Origin of the sequence: Janibacter melonis (assembly GCF_003721155.3) — a bacterium.
GTDB lineage: Bacteria > Actinomycetota > Actinomycetes > Actinomycetales > Dermatophilaceae > Marihabitans > Marihabitans melonis.
In genome coordinates, this window is sequence record NZ_CP044548.2 from 481,976 (window position 1) to 506,629 (window position 24,654).

Genomic DNA, 24,654 nt, shown 5'->3' on the forward strand with positions numbered 1-24,654 from the left:
TGATCCCGGCCCGAGCGCGGGACTCGGGTCATCGCGGCCGGGTCGTCACCTCCGTGCGCCGAGGTCGGCTCTGAGCGCCCCCTTCGCCGCGGCACCTAGACTCACCTCGACCGCAGGAGGTGCACGCGTGGCAGGCAGGATCAGGGCCGAGGACGTCACGGCCGTCAAGGAGCGCTCGTCGATCACCGACGTCGTCCGCGAGCACGTGACGCTGCGCCCCGCAGGGGTCGGCGCGATGAAGGGGCTGTGCCCCTTCCACGACGAGAAGACCCCCTCCTTCACCGTGCGCGAGTCCGTCGGCAGCTATCACTGCTTCGGCTGCGGCGAAGGGGGAGACGTCCTCGACTTCGTGCAGAAGGTCGACCACCTCACCTTCACCGAGTCCGTCGAGCGGCTCGCCGGCAAGCTCGGCCTCGAGCTGCGCTACGAGGAGGGCGGTGCGCCGCGCCGCGGCGAGAGCATCGGCAAGCGCTCCCGGCTCATCGAGGCCAACCGCACGGCCGAGCAGTGGTACCAGCAGATGCTTGTCGACACGAGCGAAGGGCGAGCCGGTCGCGACTTCCTGCGCCAGCGCGGCTTCATGCGCCCCGACGCCGAGCGCTTCGGCATCGGCTACGCACCCCGCGGGGGCGAGGAGCTGACCCGCCACCTCCTCGGACGCGGCTTCACCGACGAGGAGCTCGTCGCCGCCGGCTTGAGCGGGCGGGGCTCGAGGGGCCTCTACGACCGCTTCCGCGGCCGTCTGCTGTGGCCGATCCGGGACACGACGGGCGACACCCTCGGCTTCGGCGCCCGGCGCCTCTTCGAGGACGACCGGATCAACGCGAAGTACCTCAACACCTCCGAGACGGCGATCTACAAGAAGAGCCAGGTGCTCTACGGGCTCGACCTCGCGAAGAAGGCGATCTCGACCGAGCGCAAGGCCGTCGTCGTCGAGGGCTACACCGACGTCATGGCGGCCCACCTCTCCGGGGTCGAGCAGGCCGTGGCGACGTGCGGCACCGCCTTCGGTGTCGACCACATCAAGATGCTCCGGCGGATCATGCGCGACGAGGCCGACATGTCGCCGGCGCGGGTGGTCTTCACCTTCGACGGCGACGCGGCGGGGCAGAAGGCCGCGATGAAGGCCTACGGCGAGGACCAGCGCTGGGCCAGCCAGTCCTTCGTCGCGGTCGCCCGTGAGGGCATGGACCCGTGCGACCTGCGGCTGCGGGACGGGGACGCCGCGGTGCGCGACCTCGTCGAGTCGGCGGTCCCGATGTTCGAGTTCGCGGTGCGCACGACGCTCGAGCGCTTCGACCTCACGACCGCGGAGGGTCGCGTGCGCGCGATGACGGCGGTCGCCCCGATCATCAACGCGATCCGCGACAGCGCGCTGCGCCCGGAGTACATCCGCACCGTCGCCGGATGGGTCGGTGTCGAGGTCGAGCAGATGCGCACCGCGACCCAGCGCGCCGGCCGTGTCTCGGCACAGCCGAGCACCGGCCCGAAGGAGCGCTCCGCACCCGCCGCTCCAGAGCCGAGCGCGGAGGCGATGGCCGGGCTGCCGGCGCCCGACCTGCGCGACCCCGTCGTCTTCGCCGAGCGCCAGCTCTTCCAGTCCGTGCTGCAGTACCCCTCCCTCTTCGCCGAGTCCGGCATCGAGGACTGGCAGCCCGAGGCGATCAGCGCCCCGGCGCACCGGGCCGTGCTCGACGCGATCCGTGAGGTCGGCCTGCGCCCGGACCTCTCGCTCGGCGGCTGGCACGCGCTGCTCGGCGAGGCCGCGTCGCTCACCGTGCGCGGGCTCATCGCCGAGCTCGCCGTCGCCCCCGTGCCCGTCGTCCTCGAGGCCTCGAGCGGGCTGCCGCCGCGGGCGTACACCGACTCGCTCGTCGCCCGGGTGCGGGAGCGCCAGGTGAGCCGCGAGATCGCCGACGGCATGGCGACGATGCGGCGCCTGGGCACCGACCCCAAGGCCGACCAGGCCGAGCTGCGCGCACTCTCGGTGCGCCTGCAGGACCTGGAGCGCCAGCGCGCAGCCATCCGTGATGGGCTGACCCGATGAGCATCCTGCGCCGACGTGACAAGCAGCCCCAGCCCGAGGGTCTCGAGCGGGGGGAGCGGGTCCTCGCCAGCGCGGCCCTCGCCGACGGCGGTGTGCTCGCCGTGACGACCTACCGGCTCGTCGTCGACGGCGAGCAGCCCGAGCGCTGCCCGTGGCACCTCGTCGACGGCGGCGGCTGGCGTCCCGAGCGCGACGAGATCTGGGCGACCTTCGTCGACGGGCGTGAGCCGGGAGCCTGGGTGCTGCCGGACCCGGGCCCGGTGACGGACGCCTTCCGCGAGCGCGTCCAGGCCAGCGTCGTGCTCACCGAGCACGTCGGCGTCGATCGTCGCGACAAGGCCCGGGTCGTCCTGCGCAAGGACCTCGCGACGGGCGCGCTGAGCGTGCAGACCATCTACTCCGAGGGCGCCGACCCCGACCGGCCCGAGCTCAAGGAGCAGGTCGACGACGCCCTCGCCCGGCTCGCGGAGCACGTCGGCCTCGAGCGCTGACCGCCGTTTTCGTCGCTCGCGGTCTTCTTGCTATGGTGGCGCAGCGCTGAGGCGCGATCCCCTGTAGCTCAATTGGCAGAGCAATCGACTGTTAATCGATAGGTTGTTGGTTCGAGTCCAACCGGGGGAGCTCTTCATGACCAGGCCCGGACGCATCGCGTCCGGGCCTTCGTCGTGCCCCGGCCGGGTCAGCTCGAGGTGCTCGAGCCGGAGGGCGACGGGGTGGTCGGGGACGTGCAGGACCGCACCTGCGGCGGCCGGTAGGTCTGCCGGCCGATGACCTTCGCGCTCGGCAGGTTGCGGGCGACGGTCCGGCGCCACTCGCCCGAGGAGATCATCGTGCGCAGCCCCTCGCTCACCCGGTAGCACAGGGCTCGGTCGTCCTTGGCCAGCCCGATCCCGTAGGACTCCCGGCCGAAGGGGCGACCGGACAGCCGCAGGTCGCTCCCGTCCTCCTCCTCGAGGTAGCCGGCGAGGATCGTCGTGTCGGACGTGACCGCCTTGACCTCGCCCTCGCGGAGCCGGTCGACGCATGCGTCGACGCTCTTCTCCTCGACGATGTGCAGCCCGGTGTAGTCGCGCACGAGGCGCTGCGTCGCCGAGGAGCCCGCGGCACCGCACACGGTGAAGCCCCTGAGCTCCTGCGGCGAGCGGATGCTGCTGCGGCGGGGGAGCAGGAGCTCTTGGTCGGTGACGAGGTAGGGCCCGGCGAAGCGGACCTGCTCGGCGCGCTGCGGCGTCATCGAGTAGCTGGAGACGACCATGTCGACCTGACCGGTCGCGAGGAGGGTCTCGCGCTGGTCGGGGATCGCCTGGACGAAGGTGATGCGCTCGGTGCCCATCTGCTGCGCGACGTAGCGGCTGACGTCGACGTCGAGACCGGAGTAGTCGTCGCCGTCCTTGACGCCGAGGCCGGGCTGGTCGAAGGAGATCGCGACGCGCAGGCGGTCGGGCGCCGGCGGCAGCCCGTCGCTCGAGGTCGTCGTGCCAGGGGTGGGGGTCGAGGTGCTCGGGGGCACGTCGACGGCCTGGCTGCACGCGCTCACCAGCAGCAGGGCCGGGACCGCGAGGGCAGCGGCGACTCGACGACCCCTGGGCATGGCCCTCATCCTCGCACCCCGCGTGCGGGACGGCCTCCCCCTTCGCCCAGGTCAGACGGGGTTGTGACCGCACCGTCACCCGCCGTCTCGAGCCCTGGGCACGGGTGCGGGGGCGCGGGCGTAGTCTCCTGCGCACCCGACCGAGGAGCAGCGATGCCCGACCGCCCGACCGAGCACGAGTCCCTCGCCGGGGCTGCCCGCCGGCCCTACTGGACCGACCCGGACCTGCGGCCGGCGCCCTCGCCGGGGGAGTCGCTCCGGGGCGAGGTGCGCTGCGACCTCGCGGTCGTCGGGGGAGGCTTCACCGGGCTGTGGGCGGCCCTGCAGGCCGCGGAGGCGGACCCGGGTCGGAGGGTCGTCGTGCTCGAAGGGGGACCGCTCGGCTTCGGCGCGTCAGGGCGCAACGGCGGCTTCGTCTCTCCCTCGCTCACCCACGGGCTGGCCCAGGGTGTCGGGTGCTGGCCCGACGAGATCGAGACCCTCGAGCGGATGGGGGCCGAGAACTTCGCGGGTCTGCAGGCCGACGTGGCCCGGCTGGGCATCGACTGCGACCTCCACGTCCCGGGGGAGCTGACCCTCGCGCTCGACGAGCACCAGGTGAGCACGCTGCGCGAGGGCTACCAGCTGCACCGGCAGCACGGTGCCGACGTGACCTGGCTCGACGCCCGAGCGGCGCGCGAGCGCGTCGACTCCCCGTGCTACCGCGCCGGCATGCTCGACCCGACGGTGGGTCTCGTCGACCCGGCGCGGCTGCTGTGGGGCCTGGCCACCGCGGCCCGGGAGCGCGGCGTCGTGGTCGTCGAGCGCAGCCCGGTGCGGGCGATGGTGCGCGACGGGTCGGGGATGCGGCTGCGCGGTGACGAGGGCTCGGTCCGCGCCGACCAGGTCGTCCTCGCGACCGGGGCGTACCCCGCGCTGCTGCGGCGGGTGGGCGCGTGGGTCATCCCCGTCTACGACCACGTCCTCATGACCGAGCCGCTCACCGGCGAGCAGCTCGCGTCCCTGCGGTGGCACGGGCGCGAGGGGCTGACCGACGCGGGCAACCAGTTCCACTACTACCGGCTCACCGCCGACGACCGCATCCTCTTCGGCGGGTACGACGCGAGCTATCACTACGGCGGCCGCATCGACGCCGAGCTCGAGCAGGGGGCGTCGCACGACCTGCTGGCCCGGCACCTGCTCGAGATCTTCCCCCAGCTGGAGGGAGTGCGGATCAGCCACCGGTGGGCCGGGGTCATCGACACGACCTCGCGCTTCACCCCGATCTTCGGGACCTCGCACGGTGGCCGCGTGGCCTACGCGATGGGGTACACCGGGCTGGGGGTCGCGTCCACGCGCTTCGGCGCGGCGGTGGCGCTCGACCTCCTCGCCGGTGCCGAGACCGAGCGCACCGGTCTGTCGATGGTGCGGGACAAGCCCATCCCCTTCCCGCCAGAGCCGCTGCGCTACGCGGCGGTCCAGGCGACCCGTGCGGCGATGGCCCGTGAGGACAGGACCGGGCGAAGGGGGCCGCTCCTGCGCGCGCTCGACGTCGCCGGGGTGGGCTTCGACTCCTGAGCGGTCGGGACGCAGCCAGCAGTCGTGACGTAGGGCGGCTGGGGCTTGAACCCAGGACCGACGGATTATGAGTCCGCTGCTCTGACCGACTGAGCTACCGCCCCGCACCGCGAGGCGGTGACGCGGGCAGGCTACCGCCCCCTTCGCCCCTGCCCGCGCACAGGTCGCCGGCCGACCGACAGCCTCCTGACAGGTCCGCCCGAGGTCGGGCCTACGTCGTGCGGCGAGCGTGGGATCTCCACATCCCCGACGGAAGGAGACACACATGCAGACGGAGAAGCTCATCGGGATCGGTGCGGCCGGTCTGGCCGCCCTCGGCCTCGGCGTCACCGGCGCCTCGTTCGCCTCGGCGGACGACAGCCCCTCGACCGGCTCGTCCAGCACGGGCTCGACCCAGGGCTCCGGCGAAAGCCAGGGTCAGCAGGGCGCGAAGGGGGAGCGGCCCGCGCCGGTCGACGACGGCCGGGAGCTGAGCGCTGATGCCGCGAGCAAGGCGATCACCGCCGCGCAGGGCAAGGAGGCGGACGCCGCGGTCAAGGGCGTGCACCTCGGTCGTGACGGCGGCTACGACGTCATGATGCTCCGCACGGACGGCACGATGGTCGAGGTCACGGTCGACGACTCCTTCACCGTGACCGGTGTCGAGGAGCGCGACGGTCGCGGCGGTCCGGGCGGTCCTCGTGGCGGCCCGGGCGGCCACGGAGCACCCGGCCAGGCCCCTGGCTCCCAGGGCTCGAGCGGCGAGGACTCCGACGACGCCCAGCAGGAGGCGCCCTCGGCGCCTCAGGGCGAGCAGGACTCGTCGCCGAGCGCCAGCTCCACCGTGAGCTGACCTGCCGGCCGGGCCCGGGAGCCCCTGCCCCCGGGCCCGGTCCGCTCGCCCCGTCGTCCGGGCCGTGATCCCTTCGCCCCGGGCCGTGACGGGTGAGGCAGTCGTGACCCGTGCGACCTCGCACTACCAGAGTCATCAGAAGTGCCCGGTGCGGGGGGTGGTGCTCCTGGTGCCGATGGGGCATGATGAGCCCAAACAGACGGCTGCGGCCGTCTCATATCTATGCATCACCACCGCGCATCGAGCGCATCCATCTCCGAGCAGTGCCCTGGCCGTGGGGAAGACGTCCATCGCACACAAGGAGGAACGGATGTCGACCGCAACGCGTGGAGTGGTGTTCATCCACAGCACCCCGACGGCGCTCTGCCCCCACATCACGTGGGCGCTGGAGTCTGCTCTCGGGCGTGACGTGGCCCTCGAGTGGACCGAGCAGCCGCTGGGTCCCTCGCTTCGTCGTGCCGAGGTCTCCTGGACGGGTCTGCCGGGCACCGGCGCGGCCCTGGCCTCCGCCCTGCGCGGGTGGGAGGGCGTGCGCTACGAGGTGACCGAGGAGCCGAGCCCCGGTGTCGACGGGTCACGCTGGTCGCACACCCCGAGCCTGGGCATCCATCACGCGACGATCTCTGCCTCCGGCGACACCGTCATCCACGAGAACCGCCTGCGTGAGGTCCTCACCCTCGCCCAGGGCGCAGGGGAGGCCGTCGAGGACATGCTCGACGAGCTCCTCGGCAGTCAGTGGGATGCCGAGCTCGAGCCCTTCCGCCACGCCGGCGAGGGCGCGCCCGTGCGCTGGCTGCACAAGGTCGGCTGACCTCCACCCACCCATGACGAAGGGGTGCGCCGCGGATCCTCCCCGCGGCGCACCCCTTCGCCATGCCCTGAGTCACCCGCCCCAGTCACCTCGGGCAAGGACCTTCGACCTCGGGAAGGAAATGTTCTTTCCCGAGGTCGAGCTTTCCCGCCCTGGGCGGGAAAGCTGAGGCCTCAGAGCGGGATGTTCGTGTGCTGCCCACGGGTCGCGGGGGCGGCGGCGAGGGTGGCGACGACCGCGGAGCGGGTCCCCGTCGGCTCGACGATCTCGTCGACGACGCCGATCTCGACCGCCCGCGGCAGACCACCGGAGAGGCGGTCGTGCTCGGCGGCGAGCTGCTCCTCGACGGCGGCGCGCTCTGAGTCGTCGACCTCGGCCAGGCGTCGGCGGTGCAGGATCCGGATGGCCGCGACCGAGCCCATGACCGCCACGTGCGCGTCGGGCCAGGCGTAGACCTTCGTCGCGCCGAGCGAGCGCGAGTTCATCGCGATGTACGCGCCGCCGAAGGTCTTGCGGGTGACGACGGTGACGCGCGGGACGACCGACTCGGCGAAGGCGTGGAGCAGCTTCGCCCCGCGTCGCACGACGCCGTCCCACTCCTGGCCGACACCGGGCAGGTAGCCCGGCACGTCGACGAGGACGACGAGCGGGATGCCGAAGGCGTCGCACATCCGCACGAAGCGGGCCGACTTCTCCGCCGAGGCGGAGTCGAGGCAGCCACCCAGGCGCATCGGGTTGTTGGCGATGACACCGACGCTGCGACCACCGAGACGGCCCAGCGCGGTGACGATGTTCGGCGCCCACCGCGCGTGCAGCTCTTCGGTCGTGCCCTCGTCGAGGAGGTCGTCGACGAGCGAGTGCACGTCGTAGGCGCGCTTGGCCGACTCGGGCAGCGAGGCCGCGAGGTCGCGGTCCTCGACGCCGTCGACGTCGAACTCGCCCTGCGTCGCCGGGTCCATGAGACGCGCGATGGCGCGGCCCCGGGCGAAGGCGTCGTCGACGGAGCTCGCGAGGACGTGGACGACACCGGAACGACGCCCGTGCGGCTCGGGCCCACCGAGGCGCAGCGCGTCGACGGCCTCGCCGGTGACGGAGCGCACGACGTCGGGCCCGGTGACGAAGATCCGGCCCTCGGGGGCGAGGATGACGACGTCGGTGAGCGCCGGGCCGTAGGCGGCGCCGCCGGCAGCCGCGCCGATGACGATGGAGATCTGCGGGATCTTGCCGCTCGCGCGGGTCATGATCGCGAAGATCAGGCCGACGGCGTGCAGCGAGACGACGCCCTCGGGCAGACGGGCGCCACCGCTGTGCCACAGGCCGATGATCGGCAGCTGCTCGGCGAGGGCGAGCTCGTAGGCGTCGACGACGACGCGGCAGCCGTCGACACCCATCGCGCCGCCCATGATCGTCGCGTCGGAGACGAAGGTGATGACCCGCTGGCCGTCGACCGTGCCGCGCGCGGCCATCATGCCGGAGCCGTCGTCGGGCCCGAGGAGCTCGACCGAGCCCTCGTCGAGGAAGGCCCGCAGGCGCTTCTCCGGGTGACGCGGGTCCTGCAGGCGGTCGGGCTTGCCGGCCTTGCTCACGGCAGCGCTCGCGGCGCTGGGCTGGCGCGCCATCAGATGCTCCCGAAGGCGAGCGCGACGTTGTGACCGCCGAAGCCGAAGGAGTTGTTGAGGGCGATGATCTGGCCGTCGCCGAGCGGGCGGGGCTCGTCGCGCACGACGTCGAGCGTCACGGCGGGGTCGAGATCGGTGATGTTGATCGTCGGGGGAGCGACCCGGTGGTAGACCGCGAGCGCGGAGAAGATCGCCTCGAGCGAGCCGGCCGCACCCAGGAGGTGACCGGTCATCGACTTCGTGCCGCTCACGGCCATGTGGTCGGCCTCGTCGCCGAAGGCGCGACGGATCGCGGCCACCTCGGCGACGTCGCCGACGGGCGTCGACGTCGCGTGGGCGTTGATGTGGACGACGTCGGCGGGGGTGGCCCCGGCGTCGGTCACGGCGTCGGCCATCGCGCGGCTGGCACCGGCGCCCTCGGGCTCGGGGGCAGCCATGTGGTGGGCGTCGGCGCTCACGCCGAAGCCGGCGAGCGTCGCGTAGATCGTCGCGCCGCGGGCCTTCGCGTGCTCCTCGGACTCGAGGACCATGATCGCGGCGCCCTCGCCGAGGACGAAGCCGTCGCGCGTCGTGTCGTAGGGGCGCGAGGCGGTCGCCGGGTCGTCGTTGCGGGTCGACAGCGCCTGCATCGCGGCGAAGCCGGCGATGGGCAGCGGGTGGATCGCGGCCTCGGAGCCGCCGCAGACGACGACGTCGGCCTTGCCGTCGCGGATCATCTGCAGGCCGTAGCCGATCGACTCCGCGCCGGAGCTGCAGGCCGAGACGAGGGTGTGGGCGCCCGCGCGGGCACCGAGCTCGAGCGAGATCGTGCCGGAGGCGCTGTTGGGCATGAGCATGGGGATCGACAGCGGGTAGACCCGACGGGCCCCCTTCGAGCCGAGGGTGTCCCACGCGGTGATGAGGGTCTGCACCCCGCCGATGCCGCTGCCGACGGCGACGCCGAGCCGCTCGGGCTCGACCTCGGGGGCGCCGGCGTGCTGCCAGGCCTCACGGGCGGCGACGAGCGCGTACTGGGCGAAGGGGTCAAGCCGCTTGGTCTCGACCTTCTTGAGCACCTCGGCCACCGGGGTGGTGAGGCTGGCGGCGAAGGTGACGGGCAGCTCGTGCTCGCTCACCCACTCCTGGGTGAGGGGCCGGGCGCCGGGGGTCCCCGCGAGCGCGGCCTCCCAGGTGGAGGTGACGTCCCCGCCGAGCGGGGTGGTCGCCCCGAGACCGGTGACGACGACGGTGGGTGAAGTCATGAGTTCTCCGTGGTGGGGTCGGCGAAGGGGGTGGGCCCGGCGGCCGCGCGGCACCGGTCGTGGTGACGACCGGCGCCGCGTGGCAGCGCGGTGGTGCGGGCGATCAGCCCTGGTTGGTCTTGATGTAGGTGACGGCGTCGCCGACGGTCTTGAGGTTCTTGACCTCCTCGTCGGGGATCTTCACCCCGAACTTCTCCTCCGCGGTGACCGCGATGGTCATCATCGACAGCGAGTCCACGTCGAGGTCGTCGGTGAAGCTCTTGTCGGCGGTGACCTCGGCAGCGTCGATGCCGGTCTCCTCGGCGACGACCTCGGCGAGGCCCTCGAGGATCTCCTGGTCGGTGTAGGCCATGCGTGTCTCCTTCTTCTGTGTGGGTGGTGCTGGTGGTGCGGGTGGTCAGGGGGCGATGACGACCTGGCCGGCGTAGGCCAGGCCGGCGCCGAAGGCGATCTGCAGGACGACGTCGCCGCTGCGGATCTGGCCGGACTCGACGAGCTTGCTCATCGCGAGCGGCACGGAGGCGGCCGAGGTGTTGGCCGTCGTGCGGATGTCGTCGGCGATGACGACCGACTCGGGCAGGCCGAGGGTCTTGGCCAGCGAGTCGATGATCCGCATGTTCGCCTGGTGCGGCACGAAGACGTCCACGTCGGCGACGGTGAGCCCGGCCGCGTCGAGGGTCTCCTGGGCCTTCTTCGCGATCGTCCACACGGCCCAGCGGAAGACGCTCTGGCCCTGCATCTTGATCGAGGGGAACTGCAGGTCCGGGTTGGCCCGGACCTCCATCCACGACTCGTCCTGGGCGATGACGGCCTTCTGCTCGCCGTCGCTGCCCCAGACGGTGGGGCTGATGCCCGGCGTCTCGGAGCGGGAGACGACCGCGGCGCCGGCGCCGTCGCCGAAGATGAAGGCGATGGTGCGGTCGTCGTAGTCGGTGAAGTCCGAGAGCTTCTCGACGCCGAGGACGAGGACGTTCTGGGCCGAGCCCGAGCGCACCATGTCCGAGGCCAGGCCGATGCCGTAGCAGTACCCGGCGCACGCGGCGCTGAGGTCGATGGCCATGCACGTCAGGCCCAGGCGGTGCGCGAGCTCGGGCGCCGCGGCGGGCGTCTGGTAGGGGTGGGTCACCGTCGCGACGAGGACCGCGTCGACCTGGTCGACCTCGAGCCCGGCGTGCGCGATCGCGGCGCGCGCGGCCTGCTCGGCCATGTCGACGACGGTCTCCTCCGGGGCCGCACGGTGGCGGGCCTCGATGCCGGAGCGCTGGCGGATCCACTCGTCGCTGGAGTCGATCCGCTCGACGATCTCGCTGTTGGGCACGACCCGCTCGGGGCGGTACCCGCCGATGCCCGAGATCCGCGAGTGGTAGCCGCCCGGCGTCGTGCCCAGGCCGGGGCTGAGGGTCACCATGCTGCTCATGCGAGCTCTCCCGTCGGGTGCAGGCGCAGCAGCGGCTGGCCGGGGGAGACGGGGTCGCCCTCCTCGACGAGCCACTCGACGACCTGCCCGCCGTAGGCCGAGATGACCTGGTGGGTGTCGCGAAGGGAGGAGACGCGGGCGACGAGGTCGCCCGGGCTCAAGGAGTCGCCGGGGCCGTGCGGCTCGACGGCGACGGTGCCCTTGACCGGGGCGACGACGAGGCGCCAGGCCGGGTCGGACGCGGTGCGCTCCTCGCCGTGCTCGCGCACCATGCGGTGGGCCGCCTCGAGGTCGTCCGGGGTGCGCAGCGCGAGCGTCTCGACGCCCTTGAGGCCACGCTTGGCCAGACCGGTGAGGGCGCCGGCCGGCGGCACCTCGATGATCCCGGTGACGCCGAGGTCGCGCATCGTGTCCATGCACAGGTCCCAGCGCACCGGCGAGGAGACCTGACGCACGATGCGCCGCAGCACCTCGCTGCCGGAGCCGACGACGGTGCCGTCGGAGTTCGACAGCAGCGGCACGCGCGCGTCGTGGGTGGAGACGGCGCGCGAGAGGCGCGAGAGGGTCTCGACGGCGGGCGACATGTAGTCGGTGTGGAAGGCGCCGGCGACCGAGAGCGGGATGACCCGGGCCTTCGCGGGGGCGTCGTCGGCCAGGGCGGCGAGCGCGTCGAGCGCACCGGCCGCGACGACCTGGCCGGCGCCGTTGACGTTGGCGGGGGTGAGACCGTGGCGCTCGATCGCGGCGAGCACCTCGCTCTCGTCGCCGCCGACGACCGCGCTCATGCCGGTCGGGGTCCGCGCCGAGGCGGCGGCCATCGCGCGGCCGCGCTGGGCGACGAGGACCATCGCCTGCTCGGCGCTGATGACACCCGCCGCGGCAGCGGCGGTGAGCTCGCCGACGGAGTGGCCCGCGCCGACGCCGACGACGCGGAAGCCGTCGGCCGGGTGCTGGAAGAGGCCGAGCATGCCGAGCAGGCCCGCGGCGACGATCAGGGGCTGGGCGACGGCGGTGTCCTTGATCGTCGCCTCGTCGGAGACGGTGCCGTGCTGCTCGAGGTCGAGACCGGCGACGGTGGACAGCCAGTAGAGGCGGTCGCGCATCCCGGGGAGCTCGAGCCAGGGGGCGAGGAAACCGGGGGTCTGGGAGCCCTGACCGGGGCAGGTGATCGCAAGCACGTCTCCACCTTCGCGATGATCGGGCCGTCGACGCGACGGCGACGGGCACAGCAAAATCAGTCAGTTGTTGGAGGTTACCTCCAACAACCGGCCGATCGTCAGGGCAGTGCGCACGGTGAAGGCGTCGTGCGGCTCAGCGAGGTCGTAGCCCGTGGCGTCGGTGATCTTGCCCAAGCGGTAGCGCACCGTGTTGACGTGGACGAAGAGGGCGCGCGCGGTGCCCTCGAGGCCCCCCTTCGTGTCGAGGTGGATCTCGGCGGTGCGCAGCAGCGCCGGCTGCGCGCGCAACGGCTCCCACACGGTCGTCACGAGCTCGTGGCGCGCCCACTCGTCGCCGGCGAGGGCCCGCTCGGGCAGCAGGTCCGAGGCGGGGCACGGGCGAGGGCAGGCCGGCCAGCCGCCGGACGCGTCGTAGCCGGCCATCGCGGCGGCGGCCGACAGCGCGCCCTCGACGAGGTCGTCGACGACGAGTCCGTGCACGAGCGGGCCGTCGCCGAAGCAGTCGGCGAGCGCGCTCACCTCGGCGGTGACGTCCTCGACCTGGCCGAGCACCGCGACGAGCCGGCGCCCCTGGACCCCGGCGATGACGGCGAGATGACGGCGGGCGGCCGCCCGGTGCAGGTGGGACAGGACCCCTTCGATCCCGCTCTCGTCGGGCGCCGGGGCGCGGCCGACGACGACGACCACCCCGGTCGTCGCGGTCCATCCGAGGGCCGAGGCCTGCGAGCGGATCGACTCGTCGACCTCGCCGCGCAGGACCGCGTCGAGGACGAGCGCCTCGAGCCGCGCGTCCCACGCACCGCGCTGCTCGGCCGCCTCGGCGTAGACGAGGGCGGCGCCGAAGGCGACCTCGCTGCTGTAGCGCAGGATCGCCTCGCGCACGACGACGACGTCCTCGGCGCGCACGACGCTCTCGACCCGTGACTCGACGACGCGGACGACCTCGCGGAGCAACGACAGGGTCTGGGCGAGGGTGATCGAGCGGGTCAGCTCGCGTGGTGCGGAGGCGAAGATCGCCCCGGGCCGGGCCGGCCCGCCGTGCGTGCCGGCGGCCAGCCACGCGACGAAGTCGGCGATGCCGGCCTGGGCGACCTGGGCCACCCAGGCGCGCTCCTGGGCGCTGAGGTCGGCGTACCAGGAGTGGCTCTCCTCGAGCTGCCTCGTCGCCGCGGTCGCGAGCTCGCCGGCCCGCCGGCGCACGGCGGCCTGGGCGCGCGAGGGGACGGGCGACGCGGTGGGCACGAGCGCACTCTAGGGGCTGTCTTTGTGGGCGGACGACAACCGGCCCCGTCGAGGACGACGGGGCCGGGTGCGTGGAGAGGTGCGAGGTCAGTCGGTGCCGAACTCCATGGCGGCGCGGTCGAGCGCGTCGTCCTCGTCGTCGACGGCGGCCGCGGCGGGGTTGGAGGCGATCTGCTCCGCACCACCGGGCTCGAGCTCGCCCATGAGGTCGGCGTAGCCGCCGCCGAGCTGGTCCTGGCCGGCGTAGATCTCGAGCTTCGCGCGGCTGTCGGCGATGTCGAGGTTGCGCATCGTCAGCTGACCGATGCGGTCGACCGGTCCGAAGGCGGCGTTCTCGGTGCGCTCCATCGACAGCTTGTCGGGGTGGTAGCTGAAGTTCTCGCCCGCCGTCGACACGATGCTCCAGTCGTCGCCGCGGCGCAGCCGCAGGGTGACCTCGCCGGTGACGAGCGAGGCGACCCAGCGCTCGATCGACTCGCGCAGCATGAGCGCCTGGGGGTCGAACCAGCGGCCCTCGTACATGAGGCGCCCGAGGCGGCGGCCCTGCGTGTGGTACGCCTCGACGGTGTCCTCGTTGTGGATCGCGGCGACGAGGCGCTCGTAGGTGATGTGGAGCAGCGCCATCGCGGGGGCCTCGTAGATGCCGCGCGACTTCGCCTCGATGATCCGGTTCTCGATCTGGTCGGACATGCCCAGGCCGTGGCGACCGCCGATGGTGTTGGCCTCGTGGACGAGGGCCACCGGGTCGTCGTAGCGGGTGCCGTTGATCGCCACGGGACGGCCGCGCTCGAAGCGGACGGTGACGTCCTCGGTCTCGATGGCGACCTCGGGGTCCCAGAAGCGCACGCCCATGATCGGCTCGACGATCTCGATGGACTCGTCGAGGTGCTCGAGGGTCTTCGCCTCGTGGGTCGCGCCCCAGATGTTCGCGTCCGTGCTGTACGCCTTCTCGGCGCTCGCGCGGTAGGGCAGGTCACGCGCGGTGAGCCACTCGCTCATCTCCTGGCGCCCGCCGAGCTCGGTGACGAAGTCGGCGTCGAGCCACGGCTTGTAGACCCGCAGCGCGGGGTTGGCCATGAGGCCGTAGCGGTAGAAACGCTCGATGTCGTTGCCCTTGAAGGTCGAGCCGTCGCCCCAGATCGACACGCCGTCCTGCGCCATCGCGCGCACGAGCATCGTGCCGGTGACGGCGCGCCCGAGGGGGGTGGTGTTGAAGTACGTGCGGCCGCCCGAGCGGATGTGGAAGGCGCCGGTCGCGATCGCGGCAAGACCCTCCTCGACGAGGGGGCCCTTGCAGTCGACGAGCCGGCTGATCTCGGCGCCGTACTGCCCGGCACGGCCGGGGATCGTCTCGATGTCGTCCTCGTCGTACTGGCCGAGGTCGGCCGTGTACGTGCACGGGACCGCGCCCTTCTCGCGCATCCACGCGACGGCGACAGAGGTGTCGAGACCACCGGAGAAGGCGATCCCGACGCGTTCGTTGACTGGCAGAGAGGTGAGGACCTTGGACACGAGGTCAGCGTAGGACCTCCCGCGCGCGCACCGCGCGCCGGTCCGTCCCCGCGACCTCATCTGATCGTCACCGGCGCGCCACCTGCGCGTCGCGGCCTGCTGGCCGGGCGTCCCTAGCGTCGCCGCCATGACCCCCACGAAGATCGCCACCGGCGTGCTCGCGGCCGCGGCTCTCGCCGCCCCCGCGGCCGCCGCCGTCTCCGCGCCGGCCCCCGCCCTCGACACCCAGACCCAGAGCGTCACCGGCGGCCCCGGTCTGCGCGAGAAGGACATGGTCCGCCCGCTCGTCGTGGCCCACCGCGGCGCGTCGGGCTACCGCCCCGAGCACACCCTCGCCGCCTACGAGCTGGCCGTCGGCCAGGGCGCGGACTACATCGAGCCCGACCTCGTCATGACGAGGGACGGCGTGCTCGTCGACCGTCACGAGCCCGAGATCGGCGGCACGACCGACGTCGCGCAGCGCCCCGAGTTCGCCGACCGGCGCACGACGAAGCTGCTCGACGGGGTGCGCACGACCGGGTGGTTCGTCGACGACTTCACCCTCGCCGAGCTGAAGACGCTGCGCGCGACCGAGCGCCTCGGCGAGCTGCGCGAGGAGTCGGCGATGTACGACGGCCGCTTCGAGGTGCCGACCTTCGAGGAGGTGCTGCGCCAGCGCGAGGAGCTCTCGCGGCGCACCGGCCGGGTCATCGGCGTCATCCCCGAGATCAAGCACTCGACCTACCTCCACGCGGAGGGCTTCGACCCCGAGCGCGAGGTGGCCCGCCTGGCCCGCAAGCACCACCTCGACCACCGCCGAGCACCGCTGTGGGTCCAGTCCTTCGAGCTCACCGCCCTGAAGGACCTGCGCGAGCAGCACGGCTTCCGGGCGCGCACGACCTTCCTCACGACGGCGAAGGGGGGCCCCTTCGACCTCAGCGGGCGGGGGACCACCTACGCCCAGCTGACGACGCCGGCGGCGATGAAGGACCTCTCCCGCTGGATCGACGGCTACGGCCCGGAGAAGTCCCAGGTCATCCCGCGCCGAGCAGACGGCTCCCTGGGGACGCCGACGACCTTCGTGCGCGACGCCCACGCAGTCGGGCTCACGGTCATGCCGTGGACCTTCCGGGCGGAGAACTCCTTCCTGCCGACGGACTACCGGGTCGGCGGCGACCCCTCGCACTTCGGCCGCGCGATCGACGAGGCCCGGGCCTTCCTCGAGACCGACGTCGACGGCATCTTCTGCGACCAGCCCGACGTGTGCGTGCAGGCCCGCACCGAGATGCTCCACGAGCGCGGCTGACCCCGCCCCTGACCCACGAGGCCCCCGCCACGCAGGTGCGTGGCGGGGGCCTTGTGCGTCGCCCTCGCGGGCGAGCGGAGCGGGCAGCGCGAGGAAGGCGATCAGTCCTGGCTCGGGACCGGGATGTCGAGATGCTGCTCCTCGGTACACCCCATGCCCTCTGGGGTCTTGGGGCAGAAGCCGATCGCCGTGCGACCCGTGGCCTCGCCGGCCGAGGTCTCGATCGTCAAGCCCGAGCCCCACGCCATCTCGTCAGTCGTGATCTCGACCTCGATGACGACGGCTCCCTCGCTGCCGTCGCACCGGGGCAGGACGCTCGACGTGGGTGAGCCGAGCTCTGAGAGCGGACGCGGGGTGAAGTCGTCCGACGGTCGTCGCGCGGTAACGCCGACCTTCGTGATGGTCAGCCCCTCGGACATCTCCCAGCGTGCCCGGGTGACCGACACCTCGTCGTCGGAGCAGAAGCCGTCCTGCGTCGCGACGGTGAAGACGGACTCAGCCGGGGAGTACGGCTCGGTGACGACCACCTGGCTCGGGCTCACCACGACCGTCGAGCTGCACCCCGCGAGCAGAAGGCACGCGAGACCGCTGACCCGCCGGATCACGACATGGCCTTGTGGATCTCTGGGCGTTCGGCTTCGCCGTAGCGGTCGGCATCTCCGCACACCGTCGAGCTGGCGCCGGGGTTGATGTACATCCTCGTCTCCTTCGTCCGGTCCGCCTCAGCCGACAGGCCTACCCCCTCGACAGTGAGACCACCTGAGTACGTCCGGTTGTTCTCGCTGAGGCTCCATATGGACCTCCCCTTCGGGAGCTTGGCGCAGTACCGGGAGCTCGGACGGGTCGAGTCCCGGTTGAGGCCCCGGCACGACGAAGGGGGAGGCCGGCGGGCCTCCCCCTTCGCTACCTCGCCTGCGCTCAGGCGTCGCCCCCGGCGTTGCCGGAGGTGCCGGCCCGCACGTCGAGCAGCTGGTACTTCTTCGCCGCCTCCTCGGGGACCGAGGCGTCCACCCAGCCGCGGGCAGCGAGCATCTGCAGCGCGCGGACCGCGACGGACGGGCCGTCGACGTGGAAGAAGCGACGGGCCGCGGCGCGGGTGTCGGAGAAGCCGAAGCCGTCCGTGCCGAGCGCCGAGAACTCCTCGGGGACCCAGGGACGGATCTGGTCCTGGACCTGCTTCATGTAGTCCGAGACCGCGACGACCGGGCCGACCGCCGGCTCGAGGGCCGTCGTGATGTACGGCGTGCGCTTCTCCTGCTCCGGGTGGAGGAAGGCCTGCTCGTCGCAGTCCATCGCCTCACGGCGCAGCTCGGTCCACGACGTCACCGACCACGCGTCGGCGACGACGCCCCAGTCCTTGCGCAGCAGCTCCTGGGCCTCGAGGACCCACGGCATGCCGACACCGCTGCCGAGCAGCTGGCAGCGCGGCGGGGTGTCGCCCAGACCCTCGGCGTCGCCCTTCTTGTAGAGGTACATGCCCTTGAGCAGGCCGTCGACGTCGATGCCCTCCGGCTCGGCCGGCTGCACGTACGGCTCGTTGTAGAGGGTGAGGTAGTAGATCTTGTTGCGCGACGGGTCGTCCTGCGGGGCGTCGCCGCCGTACATCGTCTCCAGACCGCGGCGCATGATGTGCCCGATCTCGAAGCCGAAGGCGGGGTCCCACGTGACGACGGCGGGGTTGGTCGCCGCGAGGATCTGCGAGTGCCCGTCGGCGTGCTGCAGGCCCTCGCCCGTGAGCGTCGTGCGACCGGCGGTGGCCCCGAGGAGGAAGCCTCGCGTCATCTGGTCGGCGGCCGCCCAGATGCCGTCACCGGTGCGCTGGAAGCCAAACATCGAGTAGAAGATGTACAGCGGGATCATCGGCTGGCCGTGGGTGGCGTAGCTCGAGCCGGCGGCGATGAAGGCCGCGACCGAGCCGGCCTCGTTGATGCCGGTGTGGATGATCTGACCCTGCTCGGACTCCTTGTAGGCGAGCATGAGGTCGGCGTCGACCGAGGTGTAGTTCTGGCCGTGCGGGTTGTAGATCTTCTTCGTCGGGAAGAAGGAGTCCATCCCGAAGGTGCGGGCCTCGTCCGGGATGATCGGCACGACGCGGTCGCCGAAGTCCTTCTCGCGCATGAGGTCCTTGACGAGACGCACCCACGCCATCGTCGTGGCGACCTCCTGCTTGCCCGAGCCCTTGGCCATCTGCTTGTAGGCGTCGTCGCCGGGCAGGGTGAGGTTCTTGTACTTCACCCGGCGCGAGGGCAGCGAGCCGCCGAGCTTCTCGCGGCGCTCGAGCATGTAGCGCACGGCCTCGTCGTCGGTCCCCGGGTGGTAGTACGGCGGGGCCTTCGGGTCGGCCTCGAGGACCTCGTCGCTGATCGGGATCTTCAGCCCGTCGCGCAGACCCTTGAGGTCGTCGAGCGTGAGCTTCTTCATCTGGTGCGTGGCGTTGCGGGCGGCGAAGTGCGTGCCCAGGCCGTAGCCCTTGATGGTCTTGACGAGGATGACGGTCGGCTGGCCGGTGTGCTCGGTCGCCGCCTTGTAGGCCGCGAAGACCTTGTTGTAGTCGTGGCCGCCGCGCTTGAGCTTCCACCACACGTCCTCGTCGCTCCAGTCCTGCACCATCTTGCGGGTGCGGGGGTCGCGGTCGAAGAAGTGCTCGCGGACGTACCGGCCGTCGTTCGCCCGGTAGGTCTGGTAGTCGCCGTCCGGCGTCTGGTTCATGAGGTTGACCAGGGCGCCGTCGTGGTCGGCGGCGAGCAGCGGGTCCCACCCGCGGCCCCACACGACCTTGATGACGTTCCACCCGGCGCCGCGGAAGAAGGCCTCGAGCTCCTGGATGATCTTGCCGTTGCCGCGCACCGGCCCGTCGAGGCGCTGGAGGTTGCAGTTGATGACGAAGGTGAGGTTGTCGAGCTCGTCGGTCGCCGCCGTCTGCAGCAGCCCCCGGCTCTCGGCCTCGTCCATCTCGCCGTCGCCGAGGAAGGCCCACACGTGCTGCTCGCTCGTGTCCTTGATGCCCCGGTTGTGCAGGTACTTGTTGAACTGCGCCTGGTAGATCGCGTCCATCGGGCCCAGGCCCATCGAGACGGTCGGGAACTCCCAGAAGTCGGGCATGAGGCGCGGGTGCGGGTAGCTCGGCAGCCCGAAGGGCTTGCCGTCGACCTCGTGGCTCTTCTCCTGGCGGAAGCCGTCCATCTGGTCCTCGGACAGCCGGCCCTCGAGGAAGGCGCGGGCGTACATGCCGGGGGATGCGTGGCCCTGGAAGAAGATGTGGTCGCCGCCGCCGGGGTGGTCCTTGCCGCGCCAGAAGTGGTTGAAGCCCACCTCGTAGAGGGTCGCCGCGGAGGCGTACGTCGAGATGTGACCGCCGACGGAGATCTCGGGTCGCTGCGCGCGGTGCACCTGCACCGCGGCGTTCCAGCGGATCCACGAGCGGTAGCGCCGCTCGACCTCCTCGTCACCGGGGTACCAGGGCTCGTGCTCGGGCCGGATGGTGTTGACGTAGTCGGTCGTCGTCAGCGACGGGACGCCGACGTTCATCGCCCGGGCGCGCTCGAGCAGGCGCAGCATCACGTAGCGGGCTCGGCGGCGGCCGGCCTGGTCGACGAGGGCCTCGAGCGACTCGACCCACTCCTGGGTCTCGTCGGGGTCGATGTCCGGCAGGTGGGTGGGGATGCCGTTGAGGATCGGGCCGTCGTCGGGCCGGTCGTCAGGGACGGTCACGTCTGCGTCCTTTCGGTGCACGGGGGTGCAGGGTGCTGCACCGGGCCCACCACGCGGTGGGTTGCTGGGACCAGTCTCCCACCCGAGGTGGCCACGGTCACATTCCGGGGTGGTGGTTGGATGAGCGCATGACGGAGCAGCCGCCCGCCCTGGACCTCTACGACGACGGAGCGGTGCGCTGGGCGCGGGTCGACCCGGGCCTGGCAGGGGTGCGTCGGGTCGCCACCTCGGTCGTCCTCGCCCCCCTGACGCTCGCCGCGGTCGTCGTCGCCGCGACGGTGTGGCGGTGGGCTGCCGTCCCGGCCGTCGTGCTGCTCCTGCTGTGGGCCTGGGCGTGGTGGCTCGTCGGCCGCCAGGTGAGCGCGATGAGCTATGCCGAGCTGCCCGACGAGCTGGTGATCCGCAAGGGGCGGATCTTCCGCACCCTCGTGACGATCCCCTACGGCCGCATCCAGTACGTCGACGTCGAGGCGGGCCCGCTGCTGCGTCGTGCCGGTCTCGCCGAGGTCGAGGTGCACACCGCCAACCCCCAGAGCGCCGGGTCGATCCCCGGCCTGCCCGAGCCGGTCGCCCACCGGCTGCGCGAGAGCCTCAGCTCGCTGGGCGAGAGCCGCCGGGCGGGGTTGTGAGCGCCCCGCCCGAGCCGGGCTGGCAGCGCTTCCACCCCCTCTCCCCGCTGCTGCGCGGCGGGCTGCTCCTCCTCGCCGTCGTCGGCTACCTCGCCAGCCAGCTCGTCGAGGACCTCCTCGGCGGGGTCACCGGCCGGGGCGAAGGGGGACCCGACGGCGGGTGGGAGGCGTCGGCGGGGGAGCACCCCCTCCTGGCCGTCGCCGCGGTCGCCCTCGTCGTCCTCGGCGTCGTCGCCGTGGCCGCGGCGTCGTGGTGGTTCACCCGCTACCGGCTCGGCCCGAGCACCATCGAGCTCACCCAGGGCGTCCTCTTCCGCCGTCACCGCCAGGCCCGGTACGCGCAGATCCAGGCCGTGAGCACGACCCAGCCCCTCCTCGCCCGGCTCGTCGGGCTCGCGGAGGTGCGGGTCGAGTCCGCGGGCGGCGGCGACTCGCACATGTCGCTCGCCTACCTCGACCGGCGCTCCGCCGCCGTGCTGCGCGACCAGCTCCTCGGGCTGGCCGAGCGCGCCGGGGCCGACCCGGTCGGCGCGGGGGTCGACGGGGACGCCCGGGACGAGAGCACGGAGGTCTCGCCGGACGGGCTCGACCGCTCACCCGCGGCGAGTCCCCCTTCGCCGGCGGGACCACCGCCGCCCCCGGTCGTCTCGATGCCCTTCGGCCGGCTGCTCACCTCGACCGTGCTCACGCTCGACACCCTCGTCATCACCGTGCTCGTCGTCCTCGGCCTGGGCGTCGGGGCGCTCTTCGGGCAGGTCGCGGTCACCGGCTTCGTCGTGCCGCTCCTGCTCTACGTCGTCGGCAAGGTCCGCCGCCTGCTGACCTGGGGCAACCTCACGATGCGGGTGAGCGGTCGCACCCTCGCCTCGCAGCACGGGCTCACCGAGCTCGCGACGTCGACCGTGCCGCTGCACCGCGTGCAGGCGGTCGAGCTCACCCAGCCGCTGCTGTGGCGTCGCCCGGACTGGTGGTCGGTGGCCGTCAACATCGCCGGGGTCAAGGTCGGCGGCGACGCCGTCGTCGAGGAGGGCGTCATCGTGCCCGCCGCGAGCCGAGCCGAGGCCGAGGGCCTGCTCGGCGTGCTCTCGACGACGATGGACACGACCCCGGCGCGGTCGGTGATGCGCGACGGCCTGCCGCCGCAGGCCGTCGGCTGCCCGCCCTCGGCCCGGCTGCTCGACCCGTGGGCCTGGCGGCGGCGAGGTGTCCTGCTCGCCGACGAGGTCGCCGTCGTGCGCAGCGGGCGGCTCGCCCGCGTCGTCACCGTCGTGCCCTGGGGGCGCATCCAGTCCGTCGAGGTCTCGCAGGGCCCGCTCGCGCGCCGGCTCGGGCTGGCCGACGTGCGGCTCGTCTCGACCGTCGGGGCGGTCCGCCCGCTCGCCCAGCACCTCGCCGCCCGGGACGCGCAGGAGGTGGCCGAGGAGATGCGCGCGCGCTCCCGCGCTCGGCGCGCCGGGCCAACTCCCAGCGCCCCTAGCCGACCCTTGCCATCCGGGTCGTGATTGGGTGGACTTGATGACAGACATCACGCGAAGCACGAGAGGTGGTACGAGGTGAGCGGGGAGAGCGCCACGAGCGCCGTGAGCCGGCTTGGTCTGGAGCACGACCAGGTGATCCAGGAGTTCGGCTGGGACGAGGACATCGACGAGGGCTTCCGGGCCTCGGTCGTCGAGGTCGTCGGGGGAGAGCTGGAGGACGAGGACTACACAGGTGTGGTCGACCACGTCCTCATGTGGTGGCGTGACTCCGACGGCGACCTCACCGACGCGCTCGTCGACACGCTGGGCACCCTCGAGGAGGGCGGCAGCATCGTGCTCGTCACCCCCACCTCCGGGCGACCCGACGAGGTCGACGCGACGGAGATCGAGGAGGCCGCGAGCACGGCCGGTCTGCACACCTCGGGCACGACGAAGTGCGGCCCGGACTGGGTGGCGACCCGGCTCGTGTCGCCCAAGGGCGGGCGATGAGGCGGCACCAGCCCGTCCCCGCACCCACGAGGAGCGCCCGCCCGCCGGCGGTCGGCGACCTCGCCCCGGATCTCGCCCTGCGCGACCAGAACGGCGCGAGCGTGCGCCTGTCGCAGTTCGCCGGCGAGAAGAACGTCCTGCTCGTCTTCTACCCCTTCGCCTTCTCCGGCATCTGCACGGGTGAGCTGAGCGAGATCCGCGACGACCTCGGCTCCTTCGTCACCTCCACGAGCGAGGTGCTCGCCATCTCGTGCGACCCGATGTTCAGCCTGCGCGCGTGGGCCGACCAGCAGGGCTACTTCTTCCCGCTGCTCTCCGACTTCTGGCCCCACGGCGAGGTCGCCCGCAGCTACGGCGTGCTAGACGAGAAGGCCGGCATGGCGGTGCGCGGCACCTTCCTCGTCGGCCGGGACGGCCGCGTCGTGTGGTCCGGCGTCAACGAGCAGGGCCAGCGTCGCGACTTCGCCCGGGTGCGCGCGGAGGTCGCCGCGCTCGACCGCGTCTGACCTGACGCAGACCCACACGGGCGGCGAAGGGGGAGCACAGCCGGGCCACAGGGTCCGCGTCGACCCTCGGTGAGGTGAGCGCACCGACCCTGCCCGTCCCGGCACCCCCTCTGCCCGTGCCCGCACCTGCGGCCCGGCGGTCCGGCCCGCCGCGCTGGTGGCGTGCTGCGACCGCGACGGCGGCCTGGGGGGTCGTCGTCGCCGTGTGCGCCCTCTGGGCGTACGGCGGCGGTCTGCGCGAGCTCGGCGACCTCGGCGGCGCCCTCGTCTCCCTCGGGCGGCTCACCGGCCTCGTCGCCTCGGCGCTGCTCCTGCTCCAGGTCGTGCTCATGGCGCGGGTGCCCGTCGTCGAGCGGGCGTGGGGGCAGGACGCGCTCGCCCGGGCGCACCGCGTCGTCGGCTTCTCCTCCTTCGTCCTGCTGTGGGTGCACGTCGTCCTCATCAGCGCCGGCTACGCCGCGCGCTCCCCGCTGGGTCTGCTCGGCACGCTCGCCGACCTCGTCCTCGACTACCCGGGCATGCTGCTGGCGCTCGCCGGCACCGCGGCCCTGTGCCTCGTCGTCGCGACCTCGCTCGCCCGCGCCCGGCGCCGGCTGCGGCGCGAGTCCTGGCACCTGCTGCACCTCTACGGCTACCTCGGCGCGGGGCTGGTCCTGCCGCACCAGCTGTGGACCGGCGCGGACCTCCTCGGGTCCCGGCTCGCCACGGTCGTGTGGTGGGGGCTGTGGGGCGCGGCGGCCGGTGCCGTGCTCCTGTGGCGGGTCGCCGTGCCGCTGCACCGCTCGCTGCGGGCCCCCCTTCGTGTCGTCGACGTCGTCCCGGCCGGCCCGGGCGCCACGACGGTGCGCGTCGGCGGCCCCGGAGTCGCGGCGCTGCAGGCACGGGGCGGTCAGTTCTTCCAGTGGCGCTTCCTCGGTGCGCCGGGGTGGTCCCGCGCGCACCCGTACTCGTTGTCGGCCGCCCCCGGTCGCGACACCCTCGAGGTCACGGTCGCCCACGTCGGCGACGGGTCGGCCGCGGTCGCCGACCTGCGGCCCGGTGCCCGGGTGCTCCTCGAGGGCCCCTACGGCCGTCTGCACGACGGCGTCCGGACCCGCCCGCGGGTGCTCCTCATGGGGTCGGGCGTCGGCGTCGCACCGCTGCGCTCGCTGCTCGGCGACCTCGGCGACGACGTCGAGGACGCCGTCCTCGTGCACCGCGTGCGCACCCCGCACGACGCGCTCGTCGCGCAGAGCGCCCGGACCGCGGAGGCCGTCGGCGCGCGCTACGTGCCCCTCGCCGGTCGTCGCGCACCCGGCAGCTGGCTGCCGCTCGGGGCGACCTCTCTCGACGACGCAGCGGCCATCGCCCACCTCGTGCCCGACGTCGCGTCGCGCGAGGTCTACCTGTGCGGGGCGCCGGGGTGGACCGACGCCGTCGTCGCGGCGCTGCGCGCCCTCGGCGTGCCCGACGACGCGGTCCACCGCGAGAGCTTCGAGCTGTAGAGCCCCGCACGTGCGACCCGACCAC

Annotated in this window: 21 protein-coding genes and 2 tRNA genes; 12 read left to right on the forward strand and 11 right to left on the reverse strand. The window is 72.8% G+C overall.

Going from position 1 to position 24,654, the window contains the following annotated elements:
• The first annotated feature begins 127 nt into the window (after window positions 1-127).
• The 3 genes from dnaG to EEW87_RS02340 all read left to right on the forward strand — a co-directional run bounded on the left by dnaG (window position 128) and on the right by EEW87_RS02340 (window position 2,668).
• Complete coding sequence (gene dnaG / locus EEW87_RS02330) at window positions 128-2,047, forward strand: DNA primase (RefSeq protein ID WP_123090824.1); 1,920 nt, start codon at window positions 128-130, stop codon at window positions 2,045-2,047.
• Complete coding sequence (locus EEW87_RS02335; RefSeq protein WP_123090823.1) at window positions 2,044-2,538, forward strand: hypothetical protein; 495 nt, start codon at window positions 2,044-2,046, stop codon at window positions 2,536-2,538. The genes dnaG and EEW87_RS02335 overlap by 4 nt, the downstream gene beginning before the upstream one ends.
• 57 nt (window positions 2,539-2,595) lie before the next feature.
• Window positions 2,596-2,668 (forward strand) — tRNA-Asn (locus EEW87_RS02340).
• A gap of 58 nt (window positions 2,669-2,726) precedes the next feature.
• Here the strand turns inward: EEW87_RS02340 and EEW87_RS02345 are convergent.
• Window positions 2,727-3,638, reverse strand: a complete 912-nt coding sequence (locus tag EEW87_RS02345; RefSeq protein ID WP_163562361.1) for a transporter substrate-binding domain-containing protein — start codon at window positions 3,636-3,638, stop codon at window positions 2,727-2,729.
• A gap of 153 nt (window positions 3,639-3,791) precedes the next feature.
• On the opposite strand from EEW87_RS02345, the gene EEW87_RS02350 reads away from it, so the two are divergent.
• Window positions 3,792-5,195 (forward strand): NAD(P)/FAD-dependent oxidoreductase, encoded by a 1,404-nt coding sequence (locus EEW87_RS02350; protein WP_123090821.1) that lies wholly within the window; start codon window positions 3,792-3,794, stop codon window positions 5,193-5,195.
• A gap of 30 nt (window positions 5,196-5,225) precedes the next feature.
• Here the strand turns inward: EEW87_RS02350 and EEW87_RS02355 are convergent.
• Window positions 5,226-5,299, reverse strand: a tRNA-Ile gene (locus tag EEW87_RS02355).
• 161 nt (window positions 5,300-5,460) lie between these two features.
• Between EEW87_RS02355 and EEW87_RS02360 the strand changes: the two genes are divergently transcribed.
• Complete coding sequence (locus EEW87_RS02360) at window positions 5,461-6,027, forward strand: hypothetical protein (protein WP_123090820.1); 567 nt, start codon at window positions 5,461-5,463, stop codon at window positions 6,025-6,027.
• A gap of 310 nt (window positions 6,028-6,337) precedes the next feature.
• On the forward strand, window positions 6,338-6,838 hold the full coding sequence (locus EEW87_RS02365) for a DUF3145 domain-containing protein (RefSeq protein WP_123090819.1): 501 nt from the start codon (window positions 6,338-6,340) through the stop codon (window positions 6,836-6,838).
• 173 nt (window positions 6,839-7,011) lie between these two features.
• Here EEW87_RS02365 and EEW87_RS02370 read toward each other — a convergent pair whose 3' ends face one another.
• From EEW87_RS02370 to argG, 7 genes are all read right to left on the reverse strand, one after another.
• Complete coding sequence (locus EEW87_RS02370; protein WP_123090818.1) at window positions 7,012-8,457, reverse strand: acyl-CoA carboxylase subunit beta; 1,446 nt, start codon at window positions 8,455-8,457, stop codon at window positions 7,012-7,014.
• Window positions 8,457-9,698 carry a beta-ketoacyl-ACP synthase II gene (gene fabF / locus EEW87_RS02375; protein WP_123090817.1) on the reverse strand — a complete coding sequence of 414 codons (1,242 nt, stop codon included), beginning with the start codon at window positions 9,696-9,698 and terminating at the stop codon, window positions 8,457-8,459. The genes EEW87_RS02370 and fabF overlap by 1 nt, the downstream gene beginning before the upstream one ends.
• A 103-nt stretch (window positions 9,699-9,801) precedes the next feature.
• Entirely contained in the window at window positions 9,802-10,050 is a 249-nt protein-coding gene (locus EEW87_RS02380; protein ID WP_068274070.1) for an acyl carrier protein, read from the reverse strand.
• A gap of 45 nt (window positions 10,051-10,095) precedes the next feature.
• The gene (locus EEW87_RS02385) at window positions 10,096-11,115 is read right to left on the reverse strand and encodes a beta-ketoacyl-ACP synthase III (protein ID WP_224767002.1); all 1,020 of its coding nucleotides are present in this window, start codon (window positions 11,113-11,115) and stop codon (window positions 10,096-10,098) included.
• Entirely contained in the window at window positions 11,112-12,293 is a 1,182-nt protein-coding gene (locus EEW87_RS02390) for an acyltransferase domain-containing protein (RefSeq protein WP_123090816.1), read from the reverse strand. The genes EEW87_RS02385 and EEW87_RS02390 overlap by 4 nt, the downstream gene beginning before the upstream one ends.
• A 60-nt stretch (window positions 12,294-12,353) precedes the next feature.
• Window positions 12,354-13,535 carry a PucR family transcriptional regulator gene (locus EEW87_RS02395; RefSeq protein WP_123090815.1) on the reverse strand — a complete coding sequence of 394 codons (1,182 nt, stop codon included), beginning with the start codon at window positions 13,533-13,535 and terminating at the stop codon, window positions 12,354-12,356.
• Window positions 13,536-13,622: 87 nt separating this feature from the next.
• The gene (gene argG / locus EEW87_RS02400; RefSeq protein WP_068274080.1) at window positions 13,623-15,047 is read right to left on the reverse strand and encodes an argininosuccinate synthase; all 1,425 of its coding nucleotides are present in this window, start codon (window positions 15,045-15,047) and stop codon (window positions 13,623-13,625) included.
• Window positions 15,048-15,174: 127 nt separating this feature from the next.
• Here argG and EEW87_RS02405 point away from each other — a divergent pair, with 127 nt between their 5' ends.
• Window positions 15,175-16,332, forward strand: coding sequence for a glycerophosphodiester phosphodiesterase family protein (locus EEW87_RS02405; protein WP_123090814.1), 1,158 nt, complete (start codon window positions 15,175-15,177; stop codon window positions 16,330-16,332).
• 101 nt (window positions 16,333-16,433) lie between these two features.
• Here the strand turns inward: EEW87_RS02405 and EEW87_RS02410 are convergent, their stop codons facing one another.
• Together EEW87_RS02410 and aceE are read right to left on the reverse strand one after the other, a co-directional pair.
• On the reverse strand, window positions 16,434-16,874 hold the full coding sequence (locus EEW87_RS02410) for a hypothetical protein (protein WP_148041516.1): 441 nt from the start codon (window positions 16,872-16,874) through the stop codon (window positions 16,434-16,436).
• A gap of 376 nt (window positions 16,875-17,250) precedes the next feature.
• Window positions 17,251-20,043 carry a pyruvate dehydrogenase (acetyl-transferring), homodimeric type gene (aceE, locus tag EEW87_RS02415; RefSeq protein WP_205473762.1) on the reverse strand — a complete coding sequence of 931 codons (2,793 nt, stop codon included), beginning with the start codon at window positions 20,041-20,043 and terminating at the stop codon, window positions 17,251-17,253.
• A gap of 128 nt (window positions 20,044-20,171) precedes the next feature.
• Here aceE and EEW87_RS02420 point away from each other — a divergent pair, with 128 nt between their 5' ends.
• From EEW87_RS02420 to EEW87_RS02440, 5 genes are all read left to right on the forward strand, one after another.
• Window positions 20,172-20,672 carry a PH domain-containing protein gene (locus EEW87_RS02420; RefSeq protein ID WP_123090811.1) on the forward strand — a complete coding sequence of 167 codons (501 nt, stop codon included), beginning with the start codon at window positions 20,172-20,174 and terminating at the stop codon, window positions 20,670-20,672.
• The gene (locus EEW87_RS02425) at window positions 20,669-22,174 is read left to right on the forward strand and encodes a PH domain-containing protein (protein WP_123090810.1); all 1,506 of its coding nucleotides are present in this window, start codon (window positions 20,669-20,671) and stop codon (window positions 22,172-22,174) included. The genes EEW87_RS02420 and EEW87_RS02425 overlap by 4 nt, the downstream gene beginning before the upstream one ends.
• 51 nt (window positions 22,175-22,225) lie before the next feature.
• Window positions 22,226-22,639 (forward strand): DUF3052 domain-containing protein, encoded by a 414-nt coding sequence (locus tag EEW87_RS02430; RefSeq protein ID WP_123090809.1) that lies wholly within the window; start codon window positions 22,226-22,228, stop codon window positions 22,637-22,639.
• Complete coding sequence (locus tag EEW87_RS02435) at window positions 22,636-23,145, forward strand: peroxiredoxin (RefSeq protein WP_123090808.1); 510 nt, start codon at window positions 22,636-22,638, stop codon at window positions 23,143-23,145. The genes EEW87_RS02430 and EEW87_RS02435 overlap by 4 nt, the downstream gene beginning before the upstream one ends.
• A 74-nt stretch (window positions 23,146-23,219) precedes the next feature.
• Entirely contained in the window at window positions 23,220-24,629 is a 1,410-nt protein-coding gene (locus tag EEW87_RS02440) for a ferredoxin reductase family protein (protein ID WP_123090807.1), read from the forward strand.
• Window positions 24,630-24,654: the final 25 nt, after the last annotated feature.